Origin of the sequence: Neorhizobium galegae bv. orientalis str. HAMBI 540, from assembly GCF_000731315.1 — a bacterium.
Classification (GTDB): domain Bacteria; phylum Pseudomonadota; class Alphaproteobacteria; order Rhizobiales; family Rhizobiaceae; genus Neorhizobium; species Neorhizobium galegae.
Genome location: NZ_HG938353.1, coordinates 1,106,061 through 1,122,871, shown reverse-complemented (window position 1 = coordinate 1,122,871; position 16,811 = coordinate 1,106,061). Strand labels below are relative to the sequence as shown.

Below are 16,811 nucleotides of genomic sequence, written 5' to 3'. Positions count from 1 at the left end.
TGTCCCGCGACAAGATCGGAACGAGACATGACGGACAAAAACAAGCAGGACAAGCAAGGGCAGAACGAAGACGGCGTCTGGCTTCATTGCAGCAATACCGCAGTGCGCCGCGCCTCGCGGCACCTCGGCCAACTCTATGAGGATGCGATGGGCGATACAGGCCTCAAGGGAACGCAGTTTTCCCTTTTGTCGCAGATCGCCAGATCCAACGAGCCTACATTGAAGAACCTCGCCGATGCGATGGTCATGGACCTCTCCGCGCTCGGCCACACGCTGAAGCCGCTGATCCGCGACGGGCTGGTGGAACTGGTGCCCGACGCTCAAGACCGCCGCGCCAAGCGCGTCCGCCTGACTGACGCCGCCGCAGCCATGCAACGCAACCTCACCGCCCGCTGGCAGGTGGCCCAGGACCGTTTCGACAAGGCGTTAGGTAAGGAAAAGTCGGAGGAATTGCGGCGGGTGCTGGCGTTCATTTCGTCAAATGAATTCACAAAGGCCTTTAAGCGGGATGAAGAAGCCTGATCCTCAAACCCTGATCACGTAATCCTTGCGAGTCGTTTCAACGACTTCCCAGGTTCCCTTGAAGCCGGGTCTGAGGATCATGCTGTCGCCGGCCTTCAACTGGACCGCCGGGCCGTCCTCCTCGGTGACGATCGAATGGCCGGAGAGGATGTGGAAATATTCCCACTCCTCATAGACGATCCGCCACTTGCCGGGCGTCGCCTCCCAGATGCCGACATAGAGGCCGCCGTCCGCTTCCTCGAAATTCCATGTGCGGAATGTCGGGGTGCCGGAGATCAGCCGGTCCGGTGCCGGGGCGCCCTCTTCCGGCGCGATCGACGAGAGGTCGAATTTGATCCAGGCGCTCATTGTCCTATCTCCTTCAGATGATGGGAAAGCTGGTTGGACGCGATTGCGGCCAGTGCGCGCAGGCGGTCTGTCGGCACGCCGTTGCGGGCGCTCGCCGAGAGGCCGGACATCGCCATCATGATGTAGTCGGTGATGATTTCGGCACGCTGCGGTTCACGGCCTGCGATTGCGGCGTGGATGACCTTGCGGCTCATGTCCAGCATGCGCCGGGCCTGGTCGGAGGCCTGCGGGTCAGCCGTGCCTCTTGCTCCCTCGATCACCATGCAGCCAGGCGCGTCACCGCTGCCGTAGTTGTCTGCAGCCTGCCTCAGCAGCGCGGCCACGCCTTCGTCGAGCGGTCTGTCCGCTGCCAGGGCGCCTGGAACATCCAGACCCTCCCTTTCTTCGTAACGCTTCAAGGCGGCTGAGTAGAGCTCCGCCTTGCTGCCGAAAGCGGCATAAAAGCTTGGCGGGTTGATGCCGATCGCCTCGGTGAGATCGGCGACGCTCAAGGCATCGTATCCCTTCGCATGGAACAGCGCCTGGGCTTTTGCCAGCGCCTCCTCCTTGTCGAAAGCGCGCGGCCGACCGCGCGGCGAAACATTTTTTGTAGCGATCATTACAAAATCCTTGACTGCACTGCCCGTTAGATTTATGTAGCGTTCATTACATTAAATCTCAAGCCTCTTTGAAGGAGACACGACAATGACTGACTTCCATGGAAAGAAAGCGCTGGTTCTGGGCGGCAGCCGCGGCATCGGGGCAGCAATCGTCCGCCGCTTTGCCGGTGACGGCGCCGACGTGACATTCACCTATGCCGGCTCCAAGGATGCCGCCGACGCTCTTGCCGTCGAAACCGGCGCCAAGGCTGCCCGGTCGGATGCGGCAGACCGCGCGGCCGTGATCGGCACGGTGCGTGAGGCCGGCCCGCTGGACATTCTGGTCATCAGTGCCGGCACGCTGGCGCTCGGCAATCCGCTGGATCTCGACCCCGACGCGGTCGACCGGATGATCGATGTCAATGTTCGCGCGCCCTACCATGCGGCCGTGGAAGCCGCCCGCAGCATGCCGGACGGCAGCCGGATCATCGTCATCGGTTCGGTCAATGGCGACCGCATGCCGTTTGCCGGCGGAGCCGCTTATGCGCTCACCAAGTCTGCCATGCAGGGCATGGCGCGCGGTCTCGCCCGCGATTTCGGCGACCGCAACATCACCGTCAACGTCATCCAGCCCGGCCCGACCTCCACCGACATGAACCCGGAAGACGGACCGATGAGCGACTTCATGCACGGCTTCATGGCCATCAAGCGCCACGGCCGTGCGGAAGAGATCGCCGGTCTTGCCGCTTATCTCGCCGGTCCGGAAGCCGGCTTCATCACCGGCTCCCTGCAGACGATCGACGGCGGTTTTGGCGCCTGACGCCAAAACCTTCCCTCAGATTTTCGACAAAGCCTGGTCGAGGTCGGCAATGATGTCGGCGGCATCCTCGATGCCGATCGACAGGCGCACCACGTCCGGCCCGGCACCGGCAGCGATCAGCTGCTCTTCGCTCAGTTGCCGGTGCGTCGTCGAGGCCGGGTGAATGACCAGCGAACGGGTGTCGCCGATATTGGCGAGGTGGGAGAACAGCTGCAGGCCCTCGACCAGCGTCTTGCCTGCCTCGTAGCCGCCGGTGACGCCGAAGGTGAACACCGAGCCGGCGCCCTTCGGCGAATACCGCCTCTGCAGGGCGTGGTTCGGATCTTCCTCCAGGCCGGAATAACTGACCCAGGCGACCTTCGGATGCGCCTTCAGCCATCTGGCGACGGCAACGGCGTTGTCGCAGTGTTTCTGCATCCTGAGCGGCAGCGTTTCGATGCCGGTCAGGATCATGAACGCGTTGAAAGGCGAAATCGCCGGCCCCATATCGCGCAGGCCCAGCACGCGGCAGGCGATGGCAAAGCCGATATTGCCGAAAGCCTGGTACAGGACGATGCCGCCATATTCGGCACGGGGCTCCGAGAGCATCGGATAATTGCCCGATTTCGACCAGTTGAAAGTGCCGCCGTCAACGATCACGCCGCCCATGGAATTGCCATGGCCGCCCATGAACTTGGTCAGCGAGTGGATGACGATATCGGCGCCGTGCTCGAGCGGCCGGACGAGATAGGGCGTCGCCATGGTGTTGTCGACGATCAGCGGAATGCCCCGCCGATGCGCCACCTCGGCGATCGCCGCGATATCCACGAACGTGCCGGCGGGATTGGCCAGGCTCTCGATAAAGATCGCGCGGGTACGCTCGTCGATGCCAGCCTCGAAGCTTGCCGGATCGTCGGTATCGGCCCAGCGCACCTGCCAGTCGAAACTCTTGAAGGCATTGCCGAACTGGTTGATCGAGCCGCCATAGAGCTTTCGCGCCGCGATGAAATTGTCGCCCGGCTGCATGATCGTGTGGAAAGTCAGCATCTGGGCGGCATGGCCGGAGGCGACCGCGAGCGCCGCGGTGCCGCCCTCGAGCGCCGCCACCCGTTCCTCGAGCACGGCCTGGGTCGGGTTCATGATGCGGGTGTAGATATTGCCGAACTGCTGCAGGCCGAAAAGGGCGGCTGCGTGGTCCGCGTCGTTGAAGACGAAAGCGGTCGTCTGGTAGATCGGCGTCACCCGCGCCCCCGTCGTCGGGTCGGGTTGCGCGCCCGCATGCACGGCCAGCGTCGAAAACCCCGGATTGAGTGTCGGCATGTTAGTCCCTCCCCTTGAAATGGCGCCTGATCGTTAGCGCTCCAACAGACCCCGGCGGTTGATCACGATCAAGGTATATCGTTCTCCGGAACCTATCCTCCGGGGAAATAGAGAGGAGTTTGCAATGGACAACACAATTCCCACCCTTGACCCCAAACCGGAAAATCTCACCGACAGACTAAAGCGCTGGTGTTCCGCCACCTGGGCGGCGATCAACGAAGCCAAGCTTCTCGCCAGCCTCGACGACGAAACCGTCAAGCTGCTGGCGCAGGACAACGCGTTGTCGGAACAGGAACTGCGCGAACTGATCGCCAAAGGCCCGCATGCGGCCGACGAAATGCTGGCGCTGATGAAGCTGCTCAACATCGATCCGGAAGAAGCCAGGCTGGAGGAGCCGGTGGAATTCCGCGAAATGCACGTGACCTGCGTCCATTGCGGCGAGAAGACCCGCTGCCGGCGCGAACTGGCCGACGGCAGCGCCGCCGTGGACTTCGCAAGCTATTGCGGCAACGCCGAACTGCTCGACGACATGCGCAGCCGACCGGAACTGCTCGCCAAATAGCCGGACGCCCGGCGGCGAACCCAGGCGGTCGTCTCAGGCAACCAGACGGGGATACTCGATCGCCGGGCAGCGATCCATGACGACCTTGATGCCGGCGGCTTCCGCCTTTTCGGCGGCCTTGTCGTCACGGACGCTGAGCTGGCCCCAGATCACCTTCGGCCTGGTTTCAAGCCCGATAGCCTCGTCGATCACGCCGTCCAGATACTCGGCGGCCCGAAAGACATCGACCATATCGACCGGCTGCGGCACGTCCGCCAGCGTCCTGTAGACCGTCTGGCCGAGGATCTGCTTGCCTGCCTGGCCGGGATTGACCGGAAACACCGTATAGCCCTTGGAAAGCAGAAACCCCATGACACGATTGCTCGGCCTGTCGGGATTTGGGGATGCGCCGAGCAGCGCAATGGTCCTGGTGCTCTTCAAGATATCGGCGATATAGGCACTGTCATAATGGTCATGGTTCATGACGGCGGCTCCCGCAACAATGCGCCTCTGGCGGCGCGGTGCTTCTGCGCTATGTAAGTCCGCGTCTCGTCAAAAGGGATGAGGATCATGAAAAAATTTCTCGGCTGCCTTGCGGTCATTGCCTGCGGCACCCTCCTCTCGTCTGGACCGGCTGCCGCGATCTCGCGCTACAATTCCACCGGCATGTCCTGCGCCGCCGTGCAGCGGGCGATCGGTCGGGAGGGCGCGGTGATCCTGCGTTACCCGTCCCGCAACAAGGCGCGGATGACACTCTATGACCGCTATGTCATCGACAGCGGCTATTGCGACGGCCATGAGTTCGCCGACCGGGCGACGGTGCCGACGGCCGACACACCGAGCTGTCCCGTTCGTGCCTGCAAAAGAAGACCCGACCCAGAAGATTGTTTTCCTCTACAGGCAGGTTGCCTGAGATTTTAGTCGGCTTCTTGACTCCAAAATTCGAGAATGCTCAGCACGCCATGTTCTGCACAAGTTCGCGGAATTCCCCTCTTTTGTACCCGTACATATTAGCACCATCTTATGGTTGAATTAGAAAGTGCTACTAGATTTTAGTAGGCAAATTTATTTTTCTGAACATTTGTCAGTTTTTCTTTTCCGCAGTGGATCTGCTTAAAACGTGAGTGATTGACAGCTATTCATGTGTGAAATCCGTTGTAAAACCTTCAAGAAAGCGCCTATTCTGCCAATTGCGCCCGCCTGCCATCTTTCGCTCAGCACAATTCCAGGATGCAGGCCAGGCAAGCGATACGCGGGATAAATGGCGCAGATCGCGTTCATGTCAGCGGGTCTTTGCGAGCTTCCGACAGGGCGGTTCCTGGATGGAACTCCCGGTATGGGGATGGGTTTTCTTTCCCATCGGCACATAAGGCCAACAGCCCAATCGAGCCCTCGCTCAACGGCTACGATGAGCAGAAGCATTCCGGCATCAACGGCGTCCGAATTTCATTCAGAAAACTGTGGTATCATATAACCACATGAATAAGTCATTGATTTTACTTGCTCTATTTTTCAGCAGCGCAAAACCATCACCTTGACGCTTTCGGCCTCCCTCGGTATAAGCCGCCCCAGATCGCGGACCGTTTCGGCCCCCTTTCTTTTTTGCCGGCGTCAGCCATGGCAATCCAAGCAACAAGAAACGCCCTGCATTCGAAGGTTTCGGATGTCACGGGTCCTAGAAGAAAGAGTTAAAAACATGTCAACCTTCGTTCAGAAGCCTGCAGAGGTGGTGAAGAAGTGGGTGATCATCGATGCCGAAGGCCTCGTTGTCGGTCGCCTCGCCACCATCGTCGCCAACCGGCTCCGCGGCAAGCACAAGGCCACCTTTACCCCGCACGTCGATGATGGCGACAACGTCATCATCATCAATGCGGAAAAGTGCGTCCTCACCGGCAAGAAATATTCCGACAAGACCTACTACTGGCACACCGGTTACCCGGGTGGCATCAAGGAGCGCACCGCGCGCCAGATCATCGAAGGCCGCTTTCCGGAGCGCGTTATCGAGAAGGCTGTTGAGCGCATGGTTCCCCGTGGCCCGCTCGGCCGTCGCCAGATGAAGAACCTGCGCGTCTACGCCGGTTCCAACCATCCCCATGAAGCACAGCAGCCGGTCGCCCTCGACGTGGCATCGCTGAACAGCAAGAACGTAAGGAGCGCCTGATAATGGCCGATCTTTCCTCCCTGAAGGACCTCGCGCCGGCTTCCGAAGCTGCCGCTCCGGTCTATGTCCGCAAAGTCGACAGCCTCGGCCGCTCCTACGCGACCGGCAAGCGCAAGAACGCCGTCGCCCGCGTCTGGGTCAAGGCCGGCACCGGCAAGATCACGGTCAACGGTCGTGACTTCTCGACCTACTTCGCCCGTCCCGTCCTGCAGATGATCCTGCAGCAGCCGGTTATCGCCGCTGCCCGCACCGGCCAGTTCGACATCGTCGCGACCGTCACCGGTGGCGGTCTCTCCGGCCAGGCCGGCGCTGTTCGTCACGGCGTCTCCAAGGCACTCACCTACTTCGAGCCGGGCCTTCGCGGCGTGCTCAAGAAGGGTGGCTTCCTGACCCGCGACAGCCGCGTGGTCGAGCGTAAGAAGTACGGTAAGGCAAAGGCCCGCCGCTCCTTCCAGTTCTCCAAGCGTTAATCGCTTCTGGTTTCAGACTTTCAAAAGGCGGGGCTTCGGCTCCGCCTTTTTCGTTTGTAGGCTTTCTCATATCGGCAGTTCGGTCGTCGATTTCAGCTCGCGCAGGACAAAGCTGGAGACCACGTTGCGCACATGCGGATTGCGCATCAGGTGGCGGGTCATGAAAGCCTCGTAGGCTTCGACGTCGCGTGCCCGGATCTTCAGCATGTAATCGAATGTCCCGGACAGCGCGTAACACTCCATGATCTCCGGCCGGTCGCGTACGACCGTGGCGAAGGCTTCGATCGCCTCCTCGTGGTGATCCTCCAGCGTCACATGGGCGACGATGCAGAGCTTGAGGTCGAGCTTTGCCGGATCGAGAAGTGCTACCCGCTTTCGGATGACGCCTTCGGCCTCCAGTTCCTGGATCTTGCGCCATGCGGTGCTTTGCGACATACCGGCCTTCTCCGCCAATTCGGCGAGCGACGAACCGTCGCCCGTCTGCACGAGTTGCAGAAGCTTGCGGGCCGCCTGCAGGTTTTCCTTCATGATGGCCTCTCCTCCCGAAATATCCTCCCATTATTTACGCTCAATTCGGCAAAGCTGAAATGATTACCCGCGCTTTCGGAGATATAATGGTGATCTGACGGCCGGCGGCTGGAGCACCCGGCCATTCCATCACCGAACGGGAGGGCGCTGATGACCAAGCAAAGCACCTACACGGCAAACCTGCCGGACGTAGACGGCGTCTATCACTACACGAGTGAAGAAGACCGGATCTGGAGCGAGCTCTACCAGCGCCAGATGACGCTCCTGGCCGACAAGGCCTGTCGAGAATATCTGGACGGCGTCAGGGCACTCGGGCTGAGACCGGACAAGGTTCCGCAGCTTGGCGATGTCGACCGGCGCCTCAACGAGACCACCGGATTCGGCGTCGAGGGCGTACCCGCGCTCATTCCGCCATCGCGCTTTTACGAATTGCTGTCGCAGGGCAAGTTTCCGCTGGCGACCTTCATCCGCCGCCGCGAGCATATCGACTACATCGAGGAACCGGATATCTTCCACGAAGTCTTCGGCCACTGCCCTCTTCTGACCAACCGGAGTTATGCCAATTTCGTTCGCCGTTTCGGCGAAAAAGCCGTCGGGCTTGGCCGGGAATATTCCTGGCACCTGTTCCGGATCTTCTGGTTCACCGTCGAGTTCGGCCTGATCGACACGCCGCAGGGACGCCGCTGCTTCGGCGCCGGTATCGTCTCCTCTCCCAACGAGACGCGTGCGGCGATGGAAGGCAGGGAAGCCGAATTCCGGCCCTTCGACCTGATGACGGTGCTGAGGACCCCCTACCGCATCGATATCGTCCAGCCGATCTACTATGTCATCGACAGCTTCGCGCAGCTGGAATCGATCATCGAGGAGGATATCGGCGCAAGGATCAGGGAGGCCAAGGCGCTGGGGGATTTTCCGCCGGTGTTCGAAGCCAAGGCTTCCTGAACGGGAGGAATTTTGTCTCGCTCAGGCTTGCCTTGTCGGCCCTTATTGTCCAACGTTCCCGCACGTTAACGATGGAGGGACGCCATGGCAGAAAAGTCGATCGACCATGCCTTCACTGCAAAAAGCCGGACCTCGGCCGCGTCGGATCCGACGTTTGCCGGGGCTCTGTCGTTCATGCGCCGCCGCTTTACCAAGGATCTGGCGGGTGTCGATGCCGTCATCTGGGGCATCCCCTTCGATGCCGCGACCTCCAATCGGCCGGGCGCACGGTTCGGGCCGCAGGCAATCCGGCGGGCGTCGGCGATCTTCGACAACGATCCGCAATATCCGTTCCAGCGCGATCTTTTCGCCGACATGGCCGTCATCGATTACGGCGACTGCCTGCTCGACTACGGCAACCACCAGAAGACCCCGGCTGCGATCGAGGCACAGGCGAATGTCATCCTCGACAGCGGCGCCTTCCTGCTGACGCTTGGGGGCGACCATTATGTCACCTGGCCGCTGCTCAAAGCGCATGCCGCCAAACACGGACCGATGGCGCTGGTGCAGTTCGACGCGCACCAGGACACCTGGCTCGACGACGAAGGACGCATCGACCACGGCTCCTTCGTGGCGCGGGCGGTGCGGGCCGGCATCGTCGATCCTGCCCGGTCGATCCAGGTCGGGATCCGTACCCACGCGCCGGAAGATTTCGGGATCCGTCTCGTCTATGGCCATGAGGTCGAGGAGATGACGGCAGCCGAGATCGCCAGAATGATCCTCGATCACGTCGGCGAAACGCCGACCTACCTCACCTTCGACATCGACTGCCTCGACCCCGCCTTTGCACCGGGCACCGGCACGCCGGTCGCCGGCGGGCCTTCGAGCGCCAAGATACTCTCGGTGCTGCGCCGGCTTGGGGCCCTCGATATCCGCGGCGCCGACGTCGTCGAGGTGGCGCCGGCCTATGACCATGCGGATATCACCGCCATTGCGGGGGCGACGGTTGCGATGTATATGCTCGGGCTTCGTGCGGAACGCCGCGCGACCGCGTTAAATTTCTGAATCAACTTGCTGGTAAACTGAATCCGGCATCCAATCCAAGGCACTGATCTAACAGGATAAGACCATGACAGCGAAGATCTTCATCGATGGCGAACACGGCACCACGGGACTGCAGATCCGCACCCGCATGACCGGCCGCCGCGACGTCGAGTTGCTGTCTATCCCGGAAGCGGAACGGCGCAACGCCGCCATGCGCGAGGATCTCCTGAACAGCGCGGACGTCGCCATCCTCTGCTTGCCGGACGATGCCTCGCGGGAAGCCGTGACCATGCTTGCCGGCAACAACAAGGTGCGGGTGATCGACACCTCGACCGCCTTCCGCGTCGATCCCTCCTGGGCCTATGGCTTTGCGGAAATGGACAAGGCCCAGGCAGACAAGATCAAGGCCTCCCGGCATGTCGCCAATCCGGGCTGTTATCCGACCGGCGCGATCGGCCTGATCCGGCCGCTGCGCGCCGCCGGCATCCTGCCCGACGGTTATCCGGTCACGGTCAACGCGGTCTCCGGTTATACGGGCGGCGGCAAGCAGATGATCGCGCAGATGGAAGATCAGGCCAGGGAAGACGCCATCTCGGCCAACAATTTTCTCTATGGCCTGCCGCTCAAGCACAAGCACGTGCCGGAGATGAAGATCCACGGCCAGCTCGACCGTGCGCCGATCTTCTCGCCGTCGGTCGGCCGCTTCGCGCAGGGCATGATTGTCCAGGTGCCGCTCTTCCTCGAAGACCTCAAGGACGGCGCGACGATGGAGAGCATCCACAAGGTGCTGGTCGAGCATTATGCCAGCCAGGATATCGTCACCGTCGTGCCGCTCGACGAGAGCAAGGCGCTTGCCCGCGTCGATGCGGAAGAGCTGGTCGATACCGACACGATGAAGCTCTTCGTGTTCGGCACGCCGGGCGGCGCGCATGTCAATCTGGTGGCACTGCTCGACAATCTCGGCAAGGGCGCCTCGGGTGCCGCCGTCCAGAACATGGACCTGATGCTTTCGGCCTGATGACCGAAGGCATTCCCTTCCCTTTTTCCTTTCCTGTCGAATGGCGGATCGAAACCGCCAGGCAGATCGCCGATACCGTCGTCGGCACGGTCCATGAAGTGACGCGTGCCGGCGGCGAAATCGATATCGTCAAGATCCTGAAACCCAGGGCGCTGGAAGACAGTCTTCGCGGTGCCGATTTCATGGCCTGGCGGGATGGCGTCGGCTGTATTCGGCTGATCGCGCGTTCGGACGATCTCCTGCTGATGGAGCATGCAGGCAAGGTGACGCTGCGCGACCATCTGCAAGCTCATGGCGACTTGGACGCAACCCGGATCGCCGCCGAAGTCCTCATGGAGTATCACCGGCCGTCCAACATCGCTCCGCCCCCAACCCTGATGCCGCTTTCCCGCTATTTCAAAAGCCTGTTCGAGAAGGCCGAAACGGACCGCCGCGACGGCATTGCCGGCCCCTTTATCGAGGCGGCGGAAATGGCGGAGACGCTGATCGCCGATCAGCGGGACATCAAGCCGCTGCATGGCGACCTGCATCACGAAAACATCATGCTTGGCCCGCGTGGCTGGCTGATCATCGATCCGGCCGGATTGATCGGTGATGCCGCGATGGACGTCGCCAACATGTTTTCCAATCCGCTTGACCGCTTCGACCTCACCCGCAATGAAGAACGCATTGCCTCCATGGCCGGCGTATTTGCTGAGAGTCTCGGCCGCGACGTCTGCACTATTCTGCGTTATGCCTTCGCCTATGGCTGTCTCTCGGCAGCGTGGCACGAGGAGGACGGCAATGCGAAAGACCGCGACGACGAGCTTGCCGTCGCCACCGCGGTCCGCAGTGTGCTGCAACAAGCTTAAGCGAGCGTCCGCTTCAAACCCAGATGGACGGCGAGCTTCTCGCCGGGGCCATGCACGGCGGCGAAGAGCAGGCCGGCCAGGAAGGTGAAGTGGTCGACGAAGAAGCCGAATTCCGCCTGGTTAGCTTGCCAATGGCTGGGGCCATGGAAAGCGAAGGCAAGGAAGATGACGTAGGCGCCGGCAAGCAGCGCCGCTTCGGAGAAAAAGGCGCCGGTCAGGAATGCGAGAGCCAGCCCCACCTCAAAGATCGCCGCGATCCAGGCGAGGAACAGCGGAAACGGAAATCCGGCGCCCGAAATGAACCCTGCGGTCGCCTGCATATCGAGAAACTTGAACGTCGTCGCCATGACGAACAGGCCGCCGAATATCAGCCTTGCGACGAGAATTGCGATTGTCTTTGCCATAACCCTACCCTCTCCTTGGCCGAAGCCCTTTGAACTATGTCCCAAGGACGGGCAGACGGCGCCCATTCCGACACGAGGCCGAAAATTTTTCTCGGAGAAACGACAGGCGGAAATCGATCCGCCCGCTTAGGGAAGGTTTCCATTCAATAGATCGGAAATCAGGTCCGCGTGACGATCGCGGTCTCCGGCGGATATTCGCCGACGAAACCGCGCCAATGGGCGACGGCAAAGCCGAGTACGATCAGGGCGACGGCCTGGTGCGTCAGCGCCAGATCGAGCGGCACCTGCATGACGAGCGTCGAAATGCCGATGACGGCTTGTAGCGTCACCAGCCCGAACAGCAGAACGGAACGGCGGGCATGGGTCGAGCCGGAGGCCAGCCGAAGCGACACGATCATGTGCACGAGGGTCACGGCCCACAGGATGTAGGCGCCGCAGCGGTGCGCGAACTGTACCGTCTTCGGGTTCTCGAACAGGTTGACCCACCAGGGCTGTTGGACAAAGAGATCGCTCGGGATCAGTGCGCCATCCATCAGTGGCCAGGTATTATAGGAGAGGCCGGCATCGAGCCCCGCCACCAGCGCACCGAGATAGATCTGGAAAAGGACCAGGAAGGCGATCCCGCCGGCTGCCCATTTCGATCTTGCCGTCGGTGGAAGGTCGCGGCTGTGCGGCGCCAGCCCGCGCATGATCCAGATACAGGCGGCGAAGATCAGACAGGCGATGACGAGGTGCGTCGCGAGCCGGTATTGCGAGACGCTGACCAGCTTGGTGAGGCCGGAAGATACCATCCACCAACCGACGAAGCCCTGGAAACCCCCGAGCGCCAGAAGGCCGACCAGCGGACCGCGCAGGCGCTTTTCGATACGGCCGGTGAGCCAGAAGAAGATCAGCGGCAGAGCAAATACCATGCCGATCGAGCGGGCCAGGAACCGGTGCGCCCATTCCCACCAGAAGATCGACTTGAACTCGTCGACCGTCATGTCCCTGTTGATTTCCTGATATTGCGGAATGCGCTGGTAGAGGCGGAATTCCTCGTCCCATTCCGCAGCCGACAGCGGTGGGATGACGCCGTGAATCGGCTTCCATTCAGTAATCGACAGTCCGGAATCGGTGAGCCGTGTCGCGCCGCCGACCAGAACCAGACAGAACAGCGTGAAGACGACGACGCCGAGCCAGATGCGCACGGCCTTGCGGTCGCGCTCGCGGCGCCTGGTGTGGTTCAGGACATCGATGATCACAGCATCAGTTGCCGACATGGGTATGCTCCTGTCGCTCAAGCCAAAAAGGACGCGGGTGCGGGGCCACGCATCCATCAAGCATTTCGCGTTGCTTTGCCCCATCAACCCATGCAAAACAAGCCCCGGCGCTTTGCGGCATGCGGTCGCGGATAGGAGAAGACGTCTTGGTCCCGCGTTTGAGAAGTTTCATCGGCACGATCCTGATCATCATCCTGGTGATCTTTTATGCGCTTGCCGCCACGACTTTCGCCATGCTGCTGCTTGCCACTTCACCCTGGTGGGTGCATTTCCTCTACTTCCTGATCAGCGGCCTCCTCTGGATCCTGCCGGCCATGCTGATCATCAAATGGATGGCCGGGCCGAAGCCGAAACCGTGATCGGTTTTACTTGCCGTTAACCAGCGGCAGCGGTTTCCAGGGCTTTCCCTTATCAGTAAACCGATTTTTGGCGCCCTCCCCTTATGTTGCCGGCAGAACGGCATCAGCGGGCGAAGCCATGCAGCAACGGAAAATCCACCACGAAGAGCAGATCGAGGATGCGCTTCCCCCAAGAGCCGCCGATCAGACTATACGGCTGTCCGAGCTCACTCTCGTTTCGACCAACGATCTCCGGTCCGTGGAAGCCGAGTGGCGCCGCCTCGAAAAGCTTGGCAAGAACTCTCTTCATCAGGGTTTTGACTGGTGTCTCGCCTGGGTTCAGGCGCATCATAGCGAACTTGCGATCATCCAGGGGGTTGTCGATGGCCGCACGCTTTTCATCCTGCCGCTCGAAGTCATACCGGAACGCCGCGCTCGAATCGCCCGTCTGCTCGGCCACCGGTTCAACAACGTCAATACCGGCCTCTTCGATGCCGAACTTGCCGCACCCGATGCGGAGGAACTGCAGAATTTCGCTTATGGCATAAAGCTCGCACTCTCCGATAAGGCGGACCTGGTCGTTCTCGACAATATCCCGCTTGTCTGGCGGGGCATACGTCATCCGCTGTCCGCGCTTGCTTCGATCGAAAACCAGAACCATTCCTTCCAGTTGCCGCTCTTTCAGAATTTCGAGGCGACGCTGGCGCAACTCAATGCGAAAAGCCGCCGCAAGAAATTCCGCTCGCAGAGCCGCAAGATCGAGGCGATCGGCGGTTACGATCACATTGTCCCGATCGATGCGGCCGAAAAGCACGTTCTGCTCGATATCTTCTTTCGCCAGAAAGGCGAGCGACTGAGACTGTTCGGCCTGCCGGACGTCTTTCAATTTCCCGGTATCCAGGATTTCTTCCACCACCTGATGGACGTTCCGGTCAAGGGCACAGATACGCCGCTGATGCTGCATGCCATTCGGCTGCGCGGCGAGCACGAAGGGCACATCGCGGCGATTGCCGGCCTGTCGCGCAAGGGCGACCATGTCATCTGCCAGTTCAGCTCGATCGACGAGACGATCTGCCCGGAGGCGAGCCCCGGCGAATTGCTGTTCTGGCTGATGATCGAGCAGTCCTGCCGGGAGGGTGCTTCGGTGTTCGATTTCGGCGTCGGCGACCAGCCCTACAAGCGCAACTGGTGTACCCAGGAAACGGTGCAGTACGATATCCTGCTGCCGCTCACCTGGAAGGGTTCGCTGATGCGGCCTCTTTTGATCGGAGTGACCAAGGCGAAGGCTGCGATCAAGCGTAATCCGCACGTCTATGCGTTGGTGCAGCGGTGGCGGTCCCGCCGGTGCCCGAACGTGCCGGAAGCTCCCGCCTCCGACGCGGAACCAGCAGCCGAATAATCAGGCGGCGCGGCGTTTGCCGGGGCGTGGCGAATGCCGGTCGACGGTCTGCGCCATGACCAGCAGATTGCCATAGCCGGCCGCTTCGAAATCCGTCACCAGTTCGGCGACCTCCTCATCCTTGAAGCCCGGAACCGACAGAACGATCTCGGCCATCGCATTGCGGGTCAGACGCGAGATGCCGGCGATCTCGGCGGGACCGCATTCGATCAGCACCAGGTCATAGGCATCCGCCAGCGCATCGATGATCATCGACAGGCGATCGACACCGCGCATGGCACGTGCCGGATCCGAAGCGCCGTGCGGGATGATATGGGCGTCAGAAAGCCGGTCCGGATGGATCGCGTCGCCGAAGGCGGTTTCGCCGCAGAGAAGATCGGTAATGCCGGGCAGTTTCGGATTTTCCACCATCATCTGCGTCGGGGCGGCAGAACCGGTCATGTCGACCAGCACGACAGTGCGGCCGCGCTCAGCGAGCTCGCGGGCGAGCATGACGGTCGCAGTCGAGCCCTCGTCGCCACCCGGTGAAATGCCGATCGCCACAGGCACATCGTGGCGCTGCAGGTAATGCGCGACGGAGCCGATCGTGAAGCCGCGGTCGTCGACTTCCGCCACGGTGTCCTCTTCTTCGCTCTCCTTCTCGGACAGCGACTGTTCGGCGATCTTGGCATAGGCGAGCGCTGCGGCGTTCTTCGGGTTTTCACGGGCCGGTTCCGGCCGGTCGAAGCGTGCCGCCTCTGCCTGCATCTGGTGGACCGGCAGCGGAGCGGCCGTAGCAGCGGGAACGGATGCGGTGGGTTCCAGCATGATGTCGTCTTCGACATCACGAACGCCGGAGGGGCGCAATGCGCGGCCGGAGAAGAGCTCGATAACGATGACGATCAGGCAGCCGAAGATGAAGGTGGCGAGCGAGACGACGATGACGATCGGGATGATCTTCGGGAAATAGGGTTCCGACGGTTCGGCGGCTTTCGAGACGACGCGCGCATCGGCCGGGCTCGAATTGCCGTCGAGGCGGGAACTCGCTTCGCGGTAGCGGGCAAGATAGGTTTCGAGAAGCTGGCGCTGGGCGGCGGCCTCGCGTTCCAGCGCGCGCAGGCCCACTTCCTCTTCGCCCGCCTTGGCGGAATCAGCCTTCAATCCGTTGAGCTGGCCCATCAACTGGCGTTCGCGGATGCGCGACATCTCGGCTTCGTTGTCGAGGCTTGCGAGAATCTTCTTGGTCTCGCTCTCGATCTGCTGGCGGATGCCGGAAAGCTGGCCGCGCAGTCCCTTCAGCCGCGGATGGCCTTCGAGCAGCGAGGTCGCGGAGTCGGAGATCTGGGCCTGCAGGTTGGCTTCCGCTTCCTTCAGCCGCTGGATGACCTGCGAACCGACGACATCGCTTAGCGTATCGGAAGCACGGCCGGCCTTCAGGGCCGTGCGGACGTTTTCGGCGCGCGCCTCGGCATTCGCCCGCTCGCCGCGGATACGGGCAAGTTCGGTCGAAATGTCGTTGAGCTGCTGGGTCGAGAAGCTGTTGGTCTCGGTGGTCTGGAACAGGCCGTTGGAAGAGCGGTAGCCGGCAACCTTCTTCTCCGCCTCCTTGACCTTCTGGGTCAGGCTGGCGATTTCCGGCTCCAGCCATTTGGCGGTCTCGGAATGGGTGTCGAGCTTGGCGCCGCTCTGGATTTGAAGGTAGACCTGCGCCATCCGGTTCGGGATTTCGGCTGCAAGCTTCGGGTCGCGCGAGGAAAACTCGATGGCAATAACGCGCGAATTCTCGACGGCATAGACATTCAGCTTGTCGCGGAATTCCTGGATAACCCGATCTTCCGGGTCGAGCTTCATCGGATCCTGCTTCAGGCCAATCAGGACCAGCGGATCGGGAAGGAAGGATTGCGCGGCCGGATCGAATTCCTTGAGCTTGGCGAGATTGAGGTCTCGGGTGACCCGCTTGATGAGGTCGGTCGATTGCAGCAGCTGCGCCTGGCTGGTGATGTTGAGCGAGTCGAGGAGCGGATCGTTGGCCTGCGCCGCCGCGTCCCCTCCCGAGAGGTTCGGCGAGCGGGATTCGATCAGCATCCGCGCCTCGCCCTTGTAGCTGGGCTTCATCAGGCTGGTGCCGACCAGTGCGACCGCCGCTGCGACGATCGTTGCGCCCAATATCCTGGCCTTGCGTTCCCAGACCGCCGAGATGACCCGACCGAGGTCGATATCCACGTCCTGATTGCCACCGTTTACGCCTGACATGATACGCTCCAACTGATCGGTTTCGGCGAAGAGTAAAGGATCATGGTAACGCGAGAGTTAATGGCCTAGTACAGCGTC

20 protein-coding genes are annotated in these 16,811 nt (G+C 61.4%); 12 read left to right on the top strand and 8 right to left on the bottom strand.

Annotated elements, in window-relative coordinates; all coding sequences use genetic code 11:
• The first annotated feature begins 27 nt into the window (after positions 1–27).
• Positions 28–522 carry a MarR family winged helix-turn-helix transcriptional regulator gene (locus RG540_RS05775; protein ID WP_051909247.1) on the top strand — a complete coding sequence of 165 codons (495 nt, stop codon included), beginning with the start codon at positions 28–30 and terminating at the stop codon, positions 520–522.
• Between the two features lie 3 nt (positions 523–525).
• Here the strand turns inward: RG540_RS05775 and RG540_RS05770 are convergent, their stop codons facing one another.
• On the bottom strand, positions 526–870 hold the full coding sequence (locus RG540_RS05770) for a cupin domain-containing protein (RefSeq protein WP_038585618.1): 345 nt from the start codon (positions 868–870) through the stop codon (positions 526–528).
• The gene (locus RG540_RS05765) at positions 867–1,469 is read right to left on the bottom strand and encodes a TetR/AcrR family transcriptional regulator (protein WP_038585615.1); all 603 of its coding nucleotides are present in this window, start codon (positions 1,467–1,469) and stop codon (positions 867–869) included. The genes RG540_RS05770 and RG540_RS05765 overlap by 4 nt, the downstream gene beginning before the upstream one ends.
• Before the next feature lie 85 nt (positions 1,470–1,554).
• Between RG540_RS05765 and bdcA the strand changes: the two genes are divergently transcribed.
• On the top strand, positions 1,555–2,268 hold the full coding sequence (gene bdcA, locus RG540_RS05760; protein WP_038585612.1) for an SDR family oxidoreductase: 714 nt from the start codon (positions 1,555–1,557) through the stop codon (positions 2,266–2,268).
• A gap of 15 nt (positions 2,269–2,283) precedes the next feature.
• Here bdcA and RG540_RS05755 read toward each other — a convergent pair whose 3' ends face one another.
• Positions 2,284–3,567: an O-acetylhomoserine aminocarboxypropyltransferase gene (locus RG540_RS05755; protein WP_038585610.1), complete on the bottom strand. Its 1,284-nt coding sequence runs from the start codon at positions 3,565–3,567 to the stop codon at positions 2,284–2,286.
• Between the two features lie 124 nt (positions 3,568–3,691).
• Here RG540_RS05755 and RG540_RS05750 point away from each other — a divergent pair, with 124 nt between their 5' ends.
• Positions 3,692–4,129, top strand: coding sequence for a DUF6455 family protein (locus RG540_RS05750; RefSeq protein ID WP_038585608.1), 438 nt, complete (start codon positions 3,692–3,694; stop codon positions 4,127–4,129).
• A gap of 33 nt (positions 4,130–4,162) precedes the next feature.
• Here RG540_RS05750 and RG540_RS05745 read toward each other — a convergent pair whose 3' ends face one another.
• On the bottom strand, positions 4,163–4,591 hold the full coding sequence (locus RG540_RS05745; protein WP_038585605.1) for a CoA-binding protein: 429 nt from the start codon (positions 4,589–4,591) through the stop codon (positions 4,163–4,165).
• A gap of 87 nt (positions 4,592–4,678) precedes the next feature.
• On the opposite strand from RG540_RS05745, the gene RG540_RS05740 reads away from it, so the two are divergent.
• The 3 genes from RG540_RS05740 to rpsI all read left to right on the top strand — a co-directional run bounded on the left by RG540_RS05740 (position 4,679) and on the right by rpsI (position 6,739).
• Positions 4,679–5,029: a hypothetical protein gene (locus tag RG540_RS05740; protein ID WP_038585602.1), complete on the top strand. Its 351-nt coding sequence runs from the start codon at positions 4,679–4,681 to the stop codon at positions 5,027–5,029.
• Between the two features lie 775 nt (positions 5,030–5,804).
• A complete protein-coding gene (rplM, locus tag RG540_RS05735; protein ID WP_037080613.1) occupies positions 5,805–6,269 on the top strand; it encodes a 50S ribosomal protein L13 in 465 nt (154 codons plus the stop codon).
• Between the two features lie 2 nt (positions 6,270–6,271).
• The gene (rpsI, locus tag RG540_RS05730; protein WP_037080614.1) at positions 6,272–6,739 is read left to right on the top strand and encodes a 30S ribosomal protein S9; all 468 of its coding nucleotides are present in this window, start codon (positions 6,272–6,274) and stop codon (positions 6,737–6,739) included.
• Positions 6,740–6,805: 66 nt separating this feature from the next.
• Here rpsI and RG540_RS05725 read toward each other — a convergent pair whose 3' ends face one another.
• Positions 6,806–7,267, bottom strand: coding sequence for an Lrp/AsnC family transcriptional regulator (locus tag RG540_RS05725; RefSeq protein ID WP_038541909.1), 462 nt, complete (start codon positions 7,265–7,267; stop codon positions 6,806–6,808).
• A gap of 150 nt (positions 7,268–7,417) precedes the next feature.
• Here RG540_RS05725 and RG540_RS05720 point away from each other — a divergent pair, with 150 nt between their 5' ends.
• The 4 genes from RG540_RS05720 (at position 7,418) to RG540_RS05705 (ending at position 11,101) form a co-directional block, all read left to right on the top strand.
• Positions 7,418–8,209: a phenylalanine 4-monooxygenase gene (locus RG540_RS05720; RefSeq protein ID WP_038585599.1), complete on the top strand. Its 792-nt coding sequence runs from the start codon at positions 7,418–7,420 to the stop codon at positions 8,207–8,209.
• 84 nt (positions 8,210–8,293) lie between these two features.
• Complete coding sequence (gene speB, locus RG540_RS05715; RefSeq protein WP_038585597.1) at positions 8,294–9,253, top strand: agmatinase; 960 nt, start codon at positions 8,294–8,296, stop codon at positions 9,251–9,253.
• Between the two features lie 64 nt (positions 9,254–9,317).
• Positions 9,318–10,250 (top strand): N-acetyl-gamma-glutamyl-phosphate reductase, encoded by a 933-nt coding sequence (gene argC / locus RG540_RS05710; protein WP_038585595.1) that lies wholly within the window; start codon positions 9,318–9,320, stop codon positions 10,248–10,250.
• Positions 10,250–11,101, top strand: coding sequence for an aminoglycoside phosphotransferase family protein (locus RG540_RS05705; RefSeq protein WP_038585592.1), 852 nt, complete (start codon positions 10,250–10,252; stop codon positions 11,099–11,101). The genes argC and RG540_RS05705 overlap by 1 nt, the downstream gene beginning before the upstream one ends.
• Here the strand turns inward: RG540_RS05705 and RG540_RS05700 are convergent.
• Together RG540_RS05700 and RG540_RS05695 are read right to left on the bottom strand one after the other, a co-directional pair.
• Positions 11,098–11,505: a DoxX family protein gene (locus RG540_RS05700; RefSeq protein WP_038585589.1), complete on the bottom strand. Its 408-nt coding sequence runs from the start codon at positions 11,503–11,505 to the stop codon at positions 11,098–11,100. The two genes, RG540_RS05705 and RG540_RS05700, sit on opposite strands and share 4 nt — an antisense overlap.
• A 158-nt stretch (positions 11,506–11,663) precedes the next feature.
• The gene (locus tag RG540_RS05695; RefSeq protein ID WP_038585587.1) at positions 11,664–12,764 is read right to left on the bottom strand and encodes a COX15/CtaA family protein; all 1,101 of its coding nucleotides are present in this window, start codon (positions 12,762–12,764) and stop codon (positions 11,664–11,666) included.
• A 146-nt stretch (positions 12,765–12,910) separates the two neighbouring features.
• Between RG540_RS05695 and RG540_RS05690 the strand changes: the two genes are divergently transcribed.
• On the top strand, positions 12,911–13,123 hold the full coding sequence (locus RG540_RS05690) for a DUF2842 domain-containing protein (RefSeq protein WP_038585585.1): 213 nt from the start codon (positions 12,911–12,913) through the stop codon (positions 13,121–13,123).
• Between the two features lie 118 nt (positions 13,124–13,241).
• On the top strand, positions 13,242–14,501 hold the full coding sequence (locus RG540_RS05685; protein ID WP_038585581.1) for a GNAT family N-acetyltransferase: 1,260 nt from the start codon (positions 13,242–13,244) through the stop codon (positions 14,499–14,501).
• On the opposite strand, the gene RG540_RS05680 is transcribed toward RG540_RS05685, so the two are convergent.
• Positions 14,502–16,733: a GumC family protein gene (locus tag RG540_RS05680; RefSeq protein WP_038585579.1), complete on the bottom strand. Its 2,232-nt coding sequence runs from the start codon at positions 16,731–16,733 to the stop codon at positions 14,502–14,504.
• Positions 16,734–16,811 lie beyond the last annotated feature (78 nt).